This is a genomic window from Streptomyces gamaensis, from assembly GCF_042656465.1.
GTDB lineage: Bacteria > Actinomycetota > Actinomycetes > Streptomycetales > Streptomycetaceae > Streptomyces > Streptomyces gamaensis.
The window spans coordinates 66,672-81,749 of the sequence record NZ_JBHSPB010000016.1; the positions used below are offsets into that span (position 1 = coordinate 66,672).

Sequence of the window (15,078 nt, forward strand, 5' to 3'; positions counted from 1 at the left end):
GACCCGGGGCCGCGTCGGCGGGGCGCGGCGCGGCCCCGGCGGACGGTCCGGCGGTCCTTACGGCTTTCGGCCTTACGGTTTCTGTGCGTCCTTGCGGTGGTCCACGACGCAGTCCGGCCCCGGCGACATGATCGTCTCGTGCCCCTGGTCGTCGCGGACGCGGTACGGCGGGTTGCCGTTGGCACCCAGGGTCTCGACCACCTCGACGGTCCGGTCGTGCTCGCCCACGACCCGGCCGTGCCGCACCAGCTTGTCGCCCTTCTTCGCGCGCATCGGGGGTTCCCCTTCCGTTCCCGGTTCGGAGGTTTGCGAACGTGTCCTGGGATGCTTCCGAGTCTACGGGCGAAGCCGCCGTCCGGCCTCCGCTCAGCGAGGGGGACGCAGGTGCGTCCCCTGCAGCTTTTCCAGCTCGCGCCGGTCGCGTTTCGTGGGCCGGCCCGCGCCCCGGTCGCGGACGGCGACCACCGGGATCTCCTCGCGGGGCGGCGGGGGCGGGCTGTTGTCGACGTAGCACTGGACGGCGACGGGCGCGCCGACGCGCTTGCGGACGAGCCGTGAGACGACGACGATCCGCTCGCGCCCGCCGAGCCGCAGCCGCACCTCGTCGCCGGTCCGCACCGGCTGGGCGGGCTTGACGCGTTCGCCGTTGACGCGGACGTGGCCCGCGCGGCAGGCCGTCGCCGCCAGGGAGCGGGTCTTGGTGAGCCGTACGGACCAGATCCAGCTGTCGACCCGGACGGGCCCCTCGTCCTGCGCATCCATGCCCCGACTGTAGTACGGGCGATACCGGTGTCCGCCGCACCTGTCGGCCGCACGGCTCCCCTGGCACGATCGACGCACCCGGGACACGGGACCACGACAGGGGACGTCAGAGGGGATCCGCCATGCTCGCCACCGGCCTCGTCGGCCGCACCGTCCTGATCACCGGCTCCGCCCAGGGGCTCGGTGCCGCGCTGGTCCGCGCGTTCCACGCCGAGGGCGCGCGGGTCGTCGCGCTCGACGTGGACGACGCGCGCAACCGGGCGCTCGCGGAGGAACTCCGCGGCGCCGGCGGCGAGTCCGTGCTCCCGCTCCACATCGATCTGCGCGACCTGGAGGCGGTCGCCGACGCCTGCCGGGCGGCGGCCGCGCGGGGACCGGTGGACGTGCTCGTCAACAACGCGGCCCGGCCGTCGGCCGGACCGCTGTGGGAGATCACGCCCGAGGAGTGGGACGAGGTGTTCGCGGTGAATCTGCGGGCCGCGTTCTTCCTGACCCGGCACATCGCCGCCGGTATGCGGGAGCGCGGATACGGCCGCATCGTCAACATCGCCTCGATCGCGGGCCAGACGCCCCGGCCGACCGGGGCCGCCTACGGGAGTGCGAAGGCCGGACTGATCGCGCTGACGCGGGTGTTCGCCGCCGAGCTGGCCGCTTCCGGCGTCACCGTCAACGCCGTCGCGCCCGCGATGATCGACACGCCCATGGTGCGCTCCGTGGACCCCGGGACCCTCGCGGAGCTGACCGCGCGGGTGCCGCTCGGCCGGATCGCGACGCCGCAGGAGGTCGCCCGCGTCGTGCTGCTCCTCGCCTCCGAGGAGAACTTCGCGACGGGGGCGACGTACGACGTCAACGGCGGCGCGCTGATGCGCTGACGCCTCCGTGGGCCGTGCGCATCCGTGCTGGGCCGGGTGCGCGTACGGGCGCTGACGCGCGCCCGTACGGAGGCGCCACGCGCCGCGTACCGGCGCGGAGCCGCGGCCGCGAGGCCCCGGACCGGGCGCGGCCCGCACCCCCTACCCGTCATACCCGGGTGCTACGAGCAAGTGAGCTCCCCGGCGGGACGCCCGCCGCCCGGCCTCCTTCCTACCTTCGCCGCCGGACACACCACGTCACCCGGTACGGAAGGACCACCCCATGGCGTCCCGCCCACGCCCCGCCCGGCTGCGCCGCACCGCGCTCGCCCTGCTCGTCGCCGCCTCGGTGGCGGTGCCGGTGGCGGGCGCGGCCCGCCCCGCGGCGGTCCCGGCTCCCGCCCCCGCCGCGCACGCCGCGCTGGCGGCCACGACCCCCGCCGCCCTCGACGAGCGCTACGCACGCAGCCGCGAGGACATCCGCGCCGCCGAGCGCGCGGCCGCCGGCCACGGCGACCGCGCGGGGGCCGCCGCGCTGACCGCCATGGCCGCTCCCGACCGCCGCTTCCTGTCCTTCGACGGACGCGACGGCGGCCGCAGCGCCGAGGTCCTCGGCGACCTCGCGCACGCCGGGCGGATCGCGGTCCTCGTACCGGGCTCGGACACCGGACTCGACACCTACGAGCGCTTCCGCGCCGGTGCGCGAGCGCTCCAGGGGGAGCTGGGGGAGCAGGCGGCCGTCGTCGCCTGGCTCGGCTACCGGACCCCGGACACCGTCAGCCCCGAGGTCCTCACCCCGGGCCGGGCCGATACGGCCGCCCGGCAACTGCGCGCCTTCGTCGAGGAGTTGCACGCCGCCGCGCCCCGCGCCCGGATCGCGCTGCTCGGCCACTCCTACGGCTCGGTCGTCTGCGCCCGCGCCGCCGCCGGACTGCCGGTGGCCGACCTCGTGCTGTTCGGCAGCCCCGGCACCGGCTACGACCACGTCGGCGAACTGCGCACCGGCGCGACGGTCTGGGCGGGCCGGGGCACCGGCGACTGGATAGCCCGCGTCCCCCACGTGAGCCTGGACCTGCCGTTCGCCACCGTCGGCTTCGGCGCCGACCCGACCGCGAAGGACTTCGGCGCCCACGTCTTCGCCGCCGGCACCGGCGGCCACAGCGACTACCTCCGCCCCGGCTCGGCACCCCTGCGCGCGATCGCCGCGATCGTCACGGGCCGGCGGCCCGCGGAGGAGGGCCGCCATGCGTGAGCACGCCTCGGACCGCCTTCCGGCGCGCGCATGCGCCGGCCGTCCGCCGGGCAGCGATGCCGACGTCCTGGTGCGTCGCCCCGGCACCGATGTCCCGGAGGGTGGCTGCTGCGGCGCGGTCCCGTCGTCCGACCGTGATTCCGGCCGCCCGTCGGCGCGCCTTCCGGCGCGCCCCCGCGCCGACCGTCTGCCGGGCAGCGATTCCGGCTGCGTCCTGGTGCGGCGCTCCGGCACCGATGTCCCGGCGGGTGGCCCGGGTGCCGAGGGTGCCGGCGATGCCGGAGGCGTCAGCGCGTCCGCGCGCCCCGTCGAACCCGCCGCCCGGCAGGGCCGTGGCCGCGCCCGGGCGCGGCTCCGCCGCCTCGTCCACCGTATCGACGCCGCCACCCCGCCCCACCGCGACCGCGCCCTCGACGCCCTGCGGGCCTTCGCCATCCTCGGTGTCGTGCTCGGGCACTGGCTCGTGACCGCTCTCGTCGCCGACAGCGGCAGCCTGTACACCACGAGCCCGCTGCGGGAGCTGCCGCAACTGACGCCTGTCACCTGGGTGTTCCAGACCCTCGCCGTCTTCTTCCTCGTCGGCGGGCACGTCGCCGCCAAGGGCTGGGCCTCCGCGCGCGAGCGGGGGACGGGGTACGGGCCGTGGCTGCGGGCCCGGCTGGCCCGGCTGTTCGGGCCCGTCGTCGCGCTCCTGGCCGTGTGGGCCGCCGCGACCGCCGGGATGCTCGCCGCGGGCGTCGGGTACCCGACTGTGCGCACGCTGGTGTCCCTGGTGCTCTCGCCCTTGTGGTTCCTGCTCGTCCTCGCCGGGCTGACGGCCCTGACCCCGCTCGTGGCGCGGCTGCACCCGCTGTGGCCGCTCGCCGTCGTCCTCCACGTCGACCTGCTGCGCTTCGGGCTCGGCGGCCCGTCCTGGCTGGGCTGGGCCAACGTCGCGGCGGGCTGGCTCGTCCCGTACTGCCTGGGCGCGCTGTGGGCGCGCGGCGGGGCGGGCGGGCGCGGCACCGGGTGGGCGCTGCTCCTGGGCGGGGCCGCCGCCACCGCCGGACTCGTGGTGTTCGCCGGCTATCCCGCGTCCATGGTCGGTGTCCCCGGCGCCGCCGTCTCCAACCTCAACCCGCCCACTCTGGCCGCCGTCGCCTTCGGCCTCGCCCAGTGCGGCGCCGCCCTGCTGCTGCACGGGCCCCTGCGGCGCGTACTCGCCCGCCCGCGCGCCTGGGCGGTGGTGGCACTGGTCAACCTCTCCGCGATGACGGTCTTCCTGTGGCATCAGACCGCGATGATGGCCGTCACCGCGACCGGCCTCCTCGCGGGGCATCCGCTGCCCGGCCTGCACACCCCGCCCGAGGGGGTCGGCTGGGTGCTCGCCCGGCTGGCCTGGCTGCCGGTGTTCGCGGTCGCGCTCGCCGTGTGCTGGTCCGCGTTCCGCGGGTACGAGCAGCGGCGGCCGCGAACGGGCCGCGAGGGCGCGGGAGTTACGGCGGAACGGTTCCCCCGGCAGGCGATGGCCGCCTCGGGGCATGACGTCCGGCGGGCCGGGTAAGCCGTAGCGGTGGAGGGGGCGGCGCGGCCCGGGGTGTGTCGGGGTCGGCACGGGCGTCCCGGAAAACATTGCATAAAACTTCAGCACTCCGTATAGTCATGCCATCGACCAGGAGGGGTCCCGATGGCAGTGCATGCGGCAGTGGCAGGAGCGAGCGGATACGCGGGCGGAGAGATCCTGCGCCTGCTCCTCGCGCACCCCGGGATACGCATCGGGGCCCTGACCGCGCACTCCAGCGCGGGGCAGCGGCTCGGCGCGGCACACCCGCACCTGCTGCCCCTCGCCGACCGCGAGCTGGAGCCCACCACCGCCCGGACGCTCGCCGGGCACGACGTCGTCTTCCTCGCCCTGCCGCACGGACAGTCCGCCGCCGTCGCCGCCGAGCTCGGCGAGGACGTGCTCATCGTCGACTGCGGGGCCGACTTCCGGCTCGCCGACGCGGGGGAGTGGGAGCACTACTACGGCTCCCCGCACGCCGGCACCTGGCCGTACGGACTGCCCGAACTGCCCGGAGCGCGCGAGGCGTTGCGCGGCAGCCGCCGTATCGCCGTCCCCGGCTGCTATCCGACGGCCGCCACCCTCGCCCTGCTGCCCGCCTACGCGGCCGGGCTCGCCGGGCCCGAGGCCGTCGTCGTCGCCGCCTCCGGCACCTCCGGCGCCGGCAGGGCCCTCAAACCGCACCTGCTCGGCAGCGAGGTCATGGGCTCCATGAGCCCGTACGGGGTCGGCGGCACGCACCGGCACACCCCCGAGATGGCCCAGAACCTCACCGCCGCCGCCGGCGAGCCCGTCACCGTCTCCTTCACGCCGACGCTCGCCCCCATGCCCCGCGGCATCCTCGCCACCTGCAGCGCCAAGGCCCGGCCGGGCGTCACGGCACAGAGCGTGCGCGCCGCGTACGAAAAGGCCTACGCGGACGAGCCGTTCGTCCACCTGCTGCCCGAGGGGCAGTGGCCCGCCACCGCCTCGGTCCACGGTTCCAACGCCGCCCTGGTCCAGGTCGCCCACGACACCCGGGCCGGCCGGATCGTCGCCGTCAGCGCCATCGACAACCTCGTCAAGGGCACCGCCGGCGGCGCCGTGCAGAGCATGAACCTCGCCCTCGGCCTCCCCGAGACCCTGGGGCTGCCCACGACCGGTGTCGCGCCATGAGCCGCAGGAGAGCCGTACGGGCCCTGGCCCGGCTCCTGGCCCGGGTCGCGCCCTGCGACAGACGGCCGCCGCGCCCCCGCGGCACCCCGCCCGTACCCCACAGCAGCAGCGCCGGCCGCGCACCCCGCACGGCGGACAAGGAGAGGACACCGTGAGCGTCACCGCAGCAAAGGGATTCACGGCGGCGGGCATCGCCGCCGGGATCAAGGGCAACGGCGGCCCCGATCTCGCCCTCGTCGTCAACGAAGGACCCCGCCGGGCCGCCGCCGGGGTCTTCACCGCCAACCGGGTCAAGGCGGCGCCCGTCCTGTGGTCCCAACAGGTCCTCAAGGGCGGCCGGGTGGCCGCCGTCGTCCTCAACTCCGGCGGCGCCAACGCCTGCACGGGACCCGAGGGCTTCCAGGACACCCACGCGACCGCCGAGCGGGCCGCCGGGGCCCTCGGCGTCGACGCCGCCGAGATCGCCGTCGCCTCCACCGGACTCATCGGCGTCCGGCTGCCGATGGACAAACTGCTCCCCGGCATCACCGCGGCCGCCGGTGAACTCTCCGCCCACGGCGGCGAGAAGGCCGCCATCGCCATCAAGACCACCGACACCGTCCACAAGACGGCCGTCGCCGAGGGCGCCGGCTGGACCGTCGGCGGCATGGCCAAGGGCGCGGGCATGCTCGCCCCCGGCCTCGCCACCATGCTCGCCGTCCTGACCACCGACGCCGACGTCGACGCCGCCGCCCTCGACGCCGCCCTGCGGGACGCCACCCGCACCACCTTCGACCGCGTCGACTCCGACGGCTGCATGTCCACCAACGACACCGTGCTGCTGCTCGCCTCCGGCGCCTCCGGAATCACCCCCGACCCGGAGGACTTCGCCGCCGCCGTGCGCTCCGTGTGCGACGACCTCTCCCGGCAGCTCATCGGCGACGCCGAAGGCGCCTCCAAGGACATCCGCGTCGAGATCACCGGCGCCGCCACCGAGGACGACGCCGTCGAGGTGGGCCGCTCCGTCGCCCGCAACAACCTCCTCAAGTGCGCGATCCACGGCGAGGACCCCAACTGGGGCCGGGTGCTGTCCGCCATCGGCACCACCTCCGCCGCCTTCGACCCCGACAAGATCGACGTCGCGATCAACGGGATCCGGGTGTGCCGGGCCGGCTCCGTGGGCGAGGACCGCGACCTGGTCGACATGCGCTACCGCGAGGTGCGCATCACGGTCGACCTCGCCGCGGGCACCGAGTCCGCGGTGATCTGGACGAACGACCTCACGGCCGACTACGTCCACGAGAACAGCGCGTACTCCTCCTGAGCGCTCCTCCTGCCCCCCGCAGGCTGCCGCCGCCCGGCGGCCGGCCCACGACTTCTCCCGAAAGCCGGTCATGACGGTCGACAACCCACCGGTCCACAGCGTCCCCACACGCAAGCACACCGCGCTCCCCAAGGCCCGTACCCTCGTCGAGGCGCTGCCCTGGCTCACCCGCCACCACGGCAGGACCGTCGTCATCAAGTTCGGCGGCAACGCCATGGTCGACGACGGGCTCAAGTCCGCCTTCGCCCAGGACGTCGCCTTCCTGCGGCACGCCGGACTGCGCCCGGTCGTCGTGCACGGCGGCGGCCCCCAGATCAGCGCCCAGCTCGAACGCCTGGGACTCGCCTCGGAGTTCAAGGCCGGGCTGCGGGTCACCAGCCCCGAGGCGATGGACGTCGTGCGCATGGTGCTCGCCGGATCCGTGCAGCGCGAACTCGTCGGGCTGCTCAACCGGCACGGGCCGCTCGCCGTCGGCCTCACCGGCGAGGACGCCCGCATCATGACCGCCGTCAAGCACTACGCCGAGATCGACGGCGAGCGCGTGGACCTCGGCCGCGTCGGCGAGGTCAGCGACATCGACACCGGGGCGATCGAGGCGCTGCTGGACGACGGGCGGATCCCCGTCGTCTCCTCCATCGCCCGCAGTGCCGAGGACGGGCACGTCTACAACGTCAACGCCGACACCGCCGCCGCCGCGCTCGCCGCCGCCCTCGGCGCCGAGACCCTGATGGTCCTCACCGACGTCGAGGGCCTCTACGCGGACTGGCCGCACAGCGACGACGTCATCAGCAAGCTCACCGCGAGCGAACTGGAGGAGCTGTTGCCGGAGTTGTCCAGCGGCATGGTCCCCAAGATGGAGGGCTGTCTGCACGCCGTGCGCAACGGCGTCGCCACCGCCCGGGTCATCGACGGGCGCGTCCAGCACTCGATACTGCTGGAGATCTTCACCGACGAGGGCATCGGCACCATGGTCGTGCCCGACGACCCCCACGACCCCCTCGACACCGACGCCCCCCACGACAGCGAGAACGAGCCGGAGGAGACCGCGACATGAGCAACACCGCCCTGACCGAGCGCTGGCGCGGCGCCCTCATGGACAACTACGGCACCCCCCGCATCCCGCTGGTGCGCGGCGCCGGCAGCACCGTGTGGGACGCCGACGGCAACGCCTATCTCGACCTCGTCGGCGGCATCGCCGTCAACGCCCTCGGCCACGCCCACCCCGCCGTCGTCAAGGCCGTCGGCGAGCAGATCGCCACCCTCGGCCACGTCTCCAACCTCTTCACCGCCGAACCCACCGTCGCCCTCGCCGAGCGCCTCCTCGCCCTCGCCGGCCGCCCCGGCCGCGTGTACTTCGCCAACTCCGGCGCCGAGGCGATCGAGGCCGCCCTGAAGATCGGGCGCCGTACGGGCCGTACCCGCATGGTCGCCGCCGCCGGCGGCTTCCACGGCCGCACCATGGGCGCCCTCGCCCTCACCGGCCAGCCCGCCAAGCAGCAGCCCTTCCTGCCGCTGCCCGGCGAGGTCACCCACGTCCCCTACGGCGACACCGAGGCCCTGCGCGCCGCCGTCACCCCCGACACCGCGCTCCTCGTCCTCGAACCGGTGCAGGGCGAGAACGGCGTCGTCGTCCCGCCGCCCGGCTACCTCGCCGCCGCCCGCGAGATCACCCGCGCCACCGGCACCCTGCTCGTCCTCGACGAGATCCAGACAGGAATCGGCCGCACCGGACACTGGTTCGAGCACCAGGCCCAGGGAGTCGAACCCGACCTCGTCACGCTCGCCAAGGGCCTCGGCGGCGGACTGCCCATCGGCGCCACCCTCGCCTTCGGCCCCGCCGCCGAACTGCTGACACCTGGTCAGCACGGCTCCACCTTCGGCGGCAACCCCGTCGCCTGCGCCGCGGCCCTCGCCGTCCTGCACACCCTTGAGAGCGAGGACGTCCTCGCCCGGGTGCGGCGCACGGGCGCGCTGCTGCGTGACGGGATCGCTGCGCTCGGCCACCCCCTGGTCGACCACGTCCGTGGGGCGGGCCTGCTGCTGGGTATTGTCCTTGGCGAGCCCCTCGCCGCCGAGGTGCAGCAGGCGGCACAGGACGCCGGTCTGCTGGTGAACGCGGTCGCGCCCCACGTGGTGCGGCTGGCCCCGCCGTTGATCTTCACCGAAGATGAGGTGGAAACGTTCCTCCGGGCCCTGCCCGGGGCCCTGGACGCGGCCGGCGGCACACCCCAGGACACAGCACGATGACGCGGAGACTGACGAGACGATGACCGAGGCGCAGCAGCCCGAGCGGTTCCACGGCGGAGCGGCCGTGCCGCAGACCCGCACCGCCCGGCACCGACGGATCGTCGACATCCTCGGCCGGCAGCCGGTGCGCTCGCAGAGCCAGCTCGCCCGGCTGCTCGCCGACGACGGGCTGACCGTCACCCAGGCCACACTCTCCCGGGACCTCGACGAACTCGGCGCCGTCAAGATCCGCAACACCGGCGGCGAGCTCATCTACGCGGTGCCCTCCGAGGGCGGCGACCGCACCCCGCGCGCCCCCATGGGCGAGTCCGCGAGCGAGGCCCGGATGGCCCGGCTCGCGGGCGAGCTGCTGATCTCCGCCGAGGCCTCCGCGAACCTCGTGGTGCTGCGCACCCCGCCCGGTGCCGCCCAGTTCTTCGCCTCGGCCATCGACCAGGCCGGCGTGCACGAGATCATCGGCACGATCGCGGGCGACGACACGGTCATGCTCATCGCCCGCGACCCCCACGGCGGCCAGGCCCTCGCCGACCACCTGCTGCGGCTGGCGCAGAAGGAGAGCTGAGACCGGGCGCCTTCCGCAGGCCCGTCGCGCGGGCCTGCGGAAGGCGCCCGCCGCCACTGGCTTCCCGCGTATACGAAAACACCCTCCGACCTCGGCTTGTGCCGAATCGGAGGGTGTTTTCCCTGCTTACCGTGTCGGGACGGCGGGATTTGAACCCACGACCCCTTGACCCCCAGTCAAGTGCGCTACCAAGCTGCGCCACGTCCCGGTGCCGTTTCCCTCCGGTGTGTTCCCGGTGGGGCGTGCAAGAAGAAAATACCTGTTCCGGGCCGGTGATCCAAATCGGGGGCCGGGGCGGGCGGGGGAGGGCCGGAACCGCGCCGGGCGCGCCGTCCGCACGGGGGTCCGAAGGAATCACTCTCACGAGCTATTGACGAAACATACGGCGCACCGCATACTTATACCCATCAGCGCATCGCATTGCACCGTGAGGAGACCCCCGTGACCGAGCGCGTCGTACTCGCCTACTCAGGCGGCCTGGACACCTCCGTCGCCATCGGCTGGATCGCCGAGGAGACGGGCGCCGAGGTCATCGCCGTTGCCGTGGACGTCGGCCAGGGTGGCGAGGACCTGGACGTCATCCGCAAGCGCGCGCTCGCGTGCGGGGCGGTCGAGGCGGAGGTCGCCGACGCCAAGGACGAGTTCGCCGAGGACTACTGCCTGCCGGCGATCAAGGCCAACGCCCTGTACATGGACCGCTACCCGCTGGTCTCCGCGCTGTCGCGGCCGACCATCGTCAAGCACCTGGTGGCCGCCGCGCAGAAGCACGGCGCCTCGGTCGTCGCGCACGGCTGCACCGGCAAGGGCAACGACCAGGTGCGGTTCGAGGCGGGCATCTCCTCGCTGGCCCCGGAGCTCACGTGCATCGCCCCGGTGCGCGACTACGCCATGACGCGGGACAAGGCGATCGCGTTCTGCGAGGCCAAGGGCCTGCCGATCGCGACCACCAAGAAGTCGCCGTACTCCATCGACCAGAACGTCTTCGGCCGGGCCGTGGAGACCGGCTTCCTGGAGGACATCTGGAACGCCCCGATCGAGGACGTCTACGACTACACCGCGAACCCGGCCACCCCCCGGGAGGCCGACGAGGTCGTCATCACCTTCGAGGCGGGCGTCCCCGTCGCGATCGACGGCGAGCCCGTCACCGTGCTCCAGGCGGTCCAGCAGCTCAACGAGCGGGCGGGCGCGCAGGGCGTCGGCCGGATCGACATGGTCGAGGACCGGCTCGTGGGCATCAAGTCCCGGGAGGTCTACGAGGCGCCGGGCGCCATCGCGCTGATCACCGCGCACCAGGAGCTGGAGGCCGTCACCGTCGAGCGTGAACTCGCCCGGTACAAGCGGCAGGTCGAGCAGCGCTGGACCGAGCTGGTCTACGACGGCCTGTGGTTCTCGCCGCTCAAGCGGGCCCTGGACGGCTTCATCGCCGAGGCCAACGAGCACGTCTGCGGTGACATCCGGATGACGCTGCACGGCGGCCGGGCCGTCGTCACGGGCCGCAAGTCCCCGCAGTCGCTCTACGACTTCAACCTCGCCACCTACGACACCGGTGACACCTTCGACCAGTCGATGTCGAAGGGCTTCATCGAGATCTTCGGCCTGTCGTCGAAGATCGCCGCGCGGCGTGATCTGCGGCCCGCCCCCGAGGGCGTCCCGGCCCAGTAGTCCCGGCCCCGTAGTCCCGGCCCGGCAGTCCCCGGCGCCCCGATCACCGACCGCAGACACACCGCAGACGAGGAGCACTCCACGATGACCACCGAACCGCGGGACCCCTCCGGAGGCGTACGCCTCTGGGGCGGGCGGTTCGCCGCCGGCCCGGCCGAGGCCCTGGCCGAGCTCTCCGCCTCCGTCCACTTCGACTTCCGGCTCGCCCCCTACGACATCGCCGGCTCCCGCGCCCACGCCCGCGTCCTGCGCACGGCCGGGCTGCTGACCGACGACGAGCTCCAGCGCATGCTGGCGGGGCTCGACCGGCTCGAAGCGGACGTCGCGGACGGCTCGTTCACCGGCACCGTCGCCGACGAGGACGTCCACACCGCCCTCGAACGCGGGCTGCTGGAGCGGCTCGGCCCCGAGCTCGGCGGCAAGCTGCGCGCCGGCCGCTCCCGCAACGACCAGGTGGCCACGCTCTTCCGCATGTATCTGCGCGACCACGCGCGGATCATCGGCGGGCTGCTGGCCGAGCTGCAGGAGGCGCTGACCGGGCTCGCGGAGGCGCACCCGGACCTGGCCATGCCGGGCCGCACGCATCTGCAGCACGCCCAGCCCGTGCTCTTCGCCCACCATGTCCTCGCCCATGTGCAGGCGCTCTCGCGGGACGCCGAGCGGCTGCGGCAGTGGGACGAGCGCACGGCCGTCTCCCCGTACGGCTCGGGGGCGCTCGCCGGGTCCTCGCTCGGCCTGGACCCGCGGGCGGTCGCCGCCGAACTCGGCTTCGAGCGCGGCTCGGTGGGCAATTCCATCGACGGCACCGCCTCCCGCGACTTCGTCGCCGAGTTCGCGTTCATCACAGCCATGATCGGCGTGGACCTGTCGCGGATCGCCGAGGAGGTCATCATCTGGAACACGAAGGAGTTCTCCTTCGTGACCCTCCACGACGCCTTCTCCACCGGCTCGTCGATCATGCCGCAGAAGAAGAACCCCGACATCGCCGAGCTCGCGCGCGGCAAGTCCGGGCGGCTCATCGGCAATCTCACCGGGCTGCTCGCCACGCTCAAGGCGCTGCCGCTGGCCTACAACCGCGATCTGCAGGAGGACAAGGAGCCGGTCTTCGACTCCTGCGACCAACTGGAGGTCCTGCTCCCGGCGTTCACCGGGATGATGGCCACGCTCACCGTCAACCGCGAGCGCATGACGGAGCTGGCCCCGGCCGGTTTCTCGCTCGCCACCGACATCGCCGAGTGGCTGGTGCGGCAGGGCGTGCCGTTCCGCGTCGCGCACGAGGTCGCCGGTGCCTGCGTCAAGGAGTGCGAGGCGCGCGGCATCGAGCTCGACGGGCTCACCGACGAGCAGTTCGCGGCCATCTCGCCGCACCTGACCCCCGAGGTCCGCGGCGTGCTGAACGTGCCCGGAGCGCTCGCCTCCCGCGACGGCCGGGGCGGTACGGCCCCCTCGGCGGTCGCCGCGCAGCTCGACGAGGTCAAGGCGGATCTGGCGCTGCAGCTGGAGTGGGCGCAGGCCAAGCGCGACTGAGTGATCCCGCGCCCCGTCCCGCACTGTGGGACGACCATGGCCTGAGTGAGACGTGTCCGTCTCATTCGGGTTATGGTCGTCTCATGAGTGTCGACCGTGATCACGTACTGAGAGAAGCAGCCGCGCTGCTCTCCCGCAAGGCGACCGCCTCCATGGACGAGATCGCCAGGGCCGCCGGCATCGGCCGCGCCACCCTGCACCGCCACTTCGCCGGCCGCGACGCGCTCGTCCGCGCCCTGGAGGAGCACGGCATGCGGCAGTTCGAGCGCGCCCTCGATACGGCCCGGCTCGACGAGGGCGACGCCGCCGAGGCCGTGCACCGGCTGGTCGCCGCCTCCGAGCCCGTCGCCGGCATCCTCGCCTTCCTCTTCGCCGAGCACCAGCTCTACGAGGACGGCACCCACCCCGGCTGGCGCCCGCTCGACGACCGGGTCCACGCCCTGTTCCGGCGCGGCCAGGAAGAGGGCACCTTCCGCCACGACCTGTCGGCCTCCTGGCTGACCGAGGCGCTCTACGGACTGGTCTGCACCGGCGCCTGGGCCGTCCACGACGGACGGCTGGCCGCCAAGGACCACACCCGCATGGTCGCCGAGCTGCTGCTCGGCGGCGCCCGGCGCGGGAGCCGGCCATGACCGGCCGCACCGCCGCGCCCCGGACCGGCGCCGCCGCGACCGACCCCGCGCCGCGCCCCGGCCGCTGGCTCGCCCTGGCCGTCCTCGCCCTCGCCGTCCTCCTCGTCGCCGTCGACGCGACCGTACTGGGCCTGGCCACCCCCTTCCTCAGCGAGGACCTGCACCCCTCCGGCACCCAGCTGCTGTGGATCGGCGACATCTACTCCTTCGTCATCGCCGGACTCCTGGTGTCCATGGGCAGCCTCGGCGACCGCATCGGCCGCAAGAAGCTGCTGCTGAGCGGTGCCGTCGCCTTCGGCGCGGTCTCGGCGCTCAACGCCTACGCGACGAGCCCGGAGCTGATGATCCTGGCCCGTGCCCTGCTGGGCGTGGCGGGCGCGACACTGATGCCCTCCACCCTCGCCCTGATCCGCAACCTCTTCCACGACCCGCGCGAGCGCAGCCTCGCGATCGGCGTCTGGGGAGCGATGGCCTCGGCGGGCGCCGCCGTCGGGCCGGTCGTCGGCGGCTTCCTGCTCGGGCACTTCTGGTGGGGCTCGGTCTTCCTGATCAACCTGCCCGTCATGGCCGTCCTCGTGCTCGTCGGCATCAGGCTGCTGCCCGAGTCGCGCGACCCCGCACCCGGACCCTGGGACCTGCTGAGCGTCGTGCTGTCCATGGTCGGCGTCGTGGCCGTGATCTACGCCGTCAAGGAGGGCGCCGCCTACGGCTTCCGCTGGTACTTCGCACTCGCCGGCCTGGCCGGAGCGGTGGCCCTCGTCTGGTTCGTACGACGGCAGTTGCGGCTGTCCACGCCACTGCTGGACGTGCGGCTCTTCCACCACCGGGGCTTCTCCGCGGCCGTCGTCGCCGACCTGCTGACCGTCTTCGGGCTCTCCGGGCTCGTCTTCTTCCTCTCGCAGTTCCTGCAACTGGTGCAGGGCCGCGACCCGTTGGAGGCGGGGCTCGCCGAACTGCCCGCCGCCGTCGGCGCGGTGACCGCCGGACTGCTCGCGGGCCGGGCCGCGCGCCGCTGGTCCGTACGGTCCGTGGTGGCCGGCGGGCTCGCCGCGATCGGCGCCGCCCTGGCCGTCCTCGCCTGGCTGCGGCCCGACACCGGCTACCCGCTGCTGGGCACGGCCCTGCTGGCCGTCGGCGTCGGGGCGGGCTTCTCCTTCACCGTCACCGCCGACGTGATCCTCTCCAGCGTGCCCAAGGAGCAGGCGGGGGCCGCCTCCGCGGTCTCCGAGACCGCCTACGAACTCGGGGCCGCGCTCGGCATCGCGCTCCTCGGCTCCATCGTGACCGGTGTGTACCGGGACTTCACGGTGCCGGCGGGCGTACCGCCGCACGCGGTGGAGCAGGCCCGTGACTCGCTGGGCGGGGCGGTCGATGTCTCCGGCGGCCTGCCGCACGGCGACGAACTGCTGCGGGCGGCCCAGCACGCGTTCGTCGAGGGCCTGCAGGCCGCTGCCGGTGTGGCGGCCGTGGTGCTGTTCGCGACGGCGGTCGCGGCGTGGTTCCTGCTGCGGGGGCAGCGGCTGGAGGAGGGACGGGGGCACTGAGGGTTCCGCCGGGGTCCAGGGGGCTCGCCCCCTGGCACGGC

The 15,078-nt window shown here is 74.1% G+C and carries 15 protein-coding genes and 1 tRNA gene; 13 read left to right on the forward strand and 3 right to left on the reverse strand.

The annotated features are described in order from the left end of the window. Window positions 1-72 precede the first annotated feature (72 nt). Complete coding sequence (locus ACFP1Z_RS24000) at window positions 73-273, reverse strand: DUF1918 domain-containing protein (protein ID WP_390319316.1); 201 nt, start codon at window positions 271-273, stop codon at window positions 73-75. A gap of 93 nt (window positions 274-366) precedes the next feature. After that, a complete protein-coding gene (locus tag ACFP1Z_RS24005; RefSeq protein ID WP_390319318.1) occupies window positions 367-762 on the reverse strand; it encodes an RNA-binding S4 domain-containing protein in 396 nt (131 codons plus the stop codon). 122 nt (window positions 763-884) lie between these two features. Here ACFP1Z_RS24005 and ACFP1Z_RS24010 point away from each other — a divergent pair, with 122 nt between their 5' ends. The 9 genes from ACFP1Z_RS24010 (at window position 885) to ACFP1Z_RS24050 (ending at window position 9,672) form a co-directional block, all read left to right on the forward strand. Beyond that, a complete protein-coding gene (locus ACFP1Z_RS24010) occupies window positions 885-1,634 on the forward strand; it encodes an SDR family NAD(P)-dependent oxidoreductase (RefSeq protein ID WP_390319320.1) in 750 nt (249 codons plus the stop codon). Between the two features lie 262 nt (window positions 1,635-1,896). Continuing rightward, complete coding sequence (locus ACFP1Z_RS24015; protein ID WP_390319322.1) at window positions 1,897-2,865, forward strand: alpha/beta hydrolase; 969 nt, start codon at window positions 1,897-1,899, stop codon at window positions 2,863-2,865. Window positions 2,866-3,238: 373 nt separating this feature from the next. Continuing rightward, window positions 3,239-4,408 (forward strand): acyltransferase family protein, encoded by a 1,170-nt coding sequence (locus ACFP1Z_RS24020; RefSeq protein WP_390319503.1) that lies wholly within the window; start codon window positions 3,239-3,241, stop codon window positions 4,406-4,408. A gap of 123 nt (window positions 4,409-4,531) precedes the next feature. After that, window positions 4,532-5,560 (forward strand): N-acetyl-gamma-glutamyl-phosphate reductase, encoded by a 1,029-nt coding sequence (argC, locus tag ACFP1Z_RS24025; protein WP_390319324.1) that lies wholly within the window; start codon window positions 4,532-4,534, stop codon window positions 5,558-5,560. Beyond that, window positions 5,557-5,715 carry a hypothetical protein gene (locus tag ACFP1Z_RS24030; RefSeq protein WP_390319326.1) on the forward strand — a complete coding sequence of 53 codons (159 nt, stop codon included), beginning with the start codon at window positions 5,557-5,559 and terminating at the stop codon, window positions 5,713-5,715. Before argC ends, ACFP1Z_RS24030 begins: the two co-directional genes overlap by 4 nt. Continuing rightward, window positions 5,712-6,863, forward strand: coding sequence for a bifunctional glutamate N-acetyltransferase/amino-acid acetyltransferase ArgJ (gene argJ / locus ACFP1Z_RS24035; RefSeq protein ID WP_390319328.1), 1,152 nt, complete (start codon window positions 5,712-5,714; stop codon window positions 6,861-6,863). Before ACFP1Z_RS24030 ends, argJ begins: the two co-directional genes overlap by 4 nt. 70 nt (window positions 6,864-6,933) lie before the next feature. Continuing rightward, complete coding sequence (gene argB / locus ACFP1Z_RS24040; protein ID WP_390319331.1) at window positions 6,934-7,917, forward strand: acetylglutamate kinase; 984 nt, start codon at window positions 6,934-6,936, stop codon at window positions 7,915-7,917. Then, on the forward strand, window positions 7,914-9,110 hold the full coding sequence (locus ACFP1Z_RS24045) for an acetylornithine transaminase (protein WP_390319333.1): 1,197 nt from the start codon (window positions 7,914-7,916) through the stop codon (window positions 9,108-9,110). The genes argB and ACFP1Z_RS24045 overlap by 4 nt, the downstream gene beginning before the upstream one ends. A 19-nt stretch (window positions 9,111-9,129) precedes the next feature. Further along, entirely contained in the window at window positions 9,130-9,672 is a 543-nt protein-coding gene (locus ACFP1Z_RS24050) for an arginine repressor (protein ID WP_390319335.1), read from the forward strand. Window positions 9,673-9,806: 134 nt separating this feature from the next. Here the strand turns inward: ACFP1Z_RS24050 and ACFP1Z_RS24055 are convergent. Continuing rightward, window positions 9,807-9,880: transfer RNA gene (locus tag ACFP1Z_RS24055), tRNA-Pro, on the reverse strand. A 233-nt stretch (window positions 9,881-10,113) separates the two neighbouring features. Here ACFP1Z_RS24055 and ACFP1Z_RS24060 point away from each other — a divergent pair. The 4 genes from ACFP1Z_RS24060 to ACFP1Z_RS24075 all read left to right on the forward strand — a co-directional run bounded on the left by ACFP1Z_RS24060 (window position 10,114) and on the right by ACFP1Z_RS24075 (window position 15,037). After that, entirely contained in the window at window positions 10,114-11,334 is a 1,221-nt protein-coding gene (locus ACFP1Z_RS24060; RefSeq protein ID WP_390319337.1) for an argininosuccinate synthase, read from the forward strand. An 84-nt stretch (window positions 11,335-11,418) separates the two neighbouring features. Beyond that, complete coding sequence (gene argH, locus ACFP1Z_RS24065) at window positions 11,419-12,861, forward strand: argininosuccinate lyase (RefSeq protein ID WP_390319339.1); 1,443 nt, start codon at window positions 11,419-11,421, stop codon at window positions 12,859-12,861. A gap of 83 nt (window positions 12,862-12,944) precedes the next feature. Next, entirely contained in the window at window positions 12,945-13,493 is a 549-nt protein-coding gene (locus ACFP1Z_RS24070; RefSeq protein WP_390319341.1) for a TetR/AcrR family transcriptional regulator, read from the forward strand. Beyond that, window positions 13,490-15,037, forward strand: coding sequence for an MFS transporter (locus tag ACFP1Z_RS24075; RefSeq protein ID WP_390319343.1), 1,548 nt, complete (start codon window positions 13,490-13,492; stop codon window positions 15,035-15,037). Before ACFP1Z_RS24070 ends, ACFP1Z_RS24075 begins: the two co-directional genes overlap by 4 nt. The last annotated feature ends 41 nt before the right edge of the window (window positions 15,038-15,078 follow it).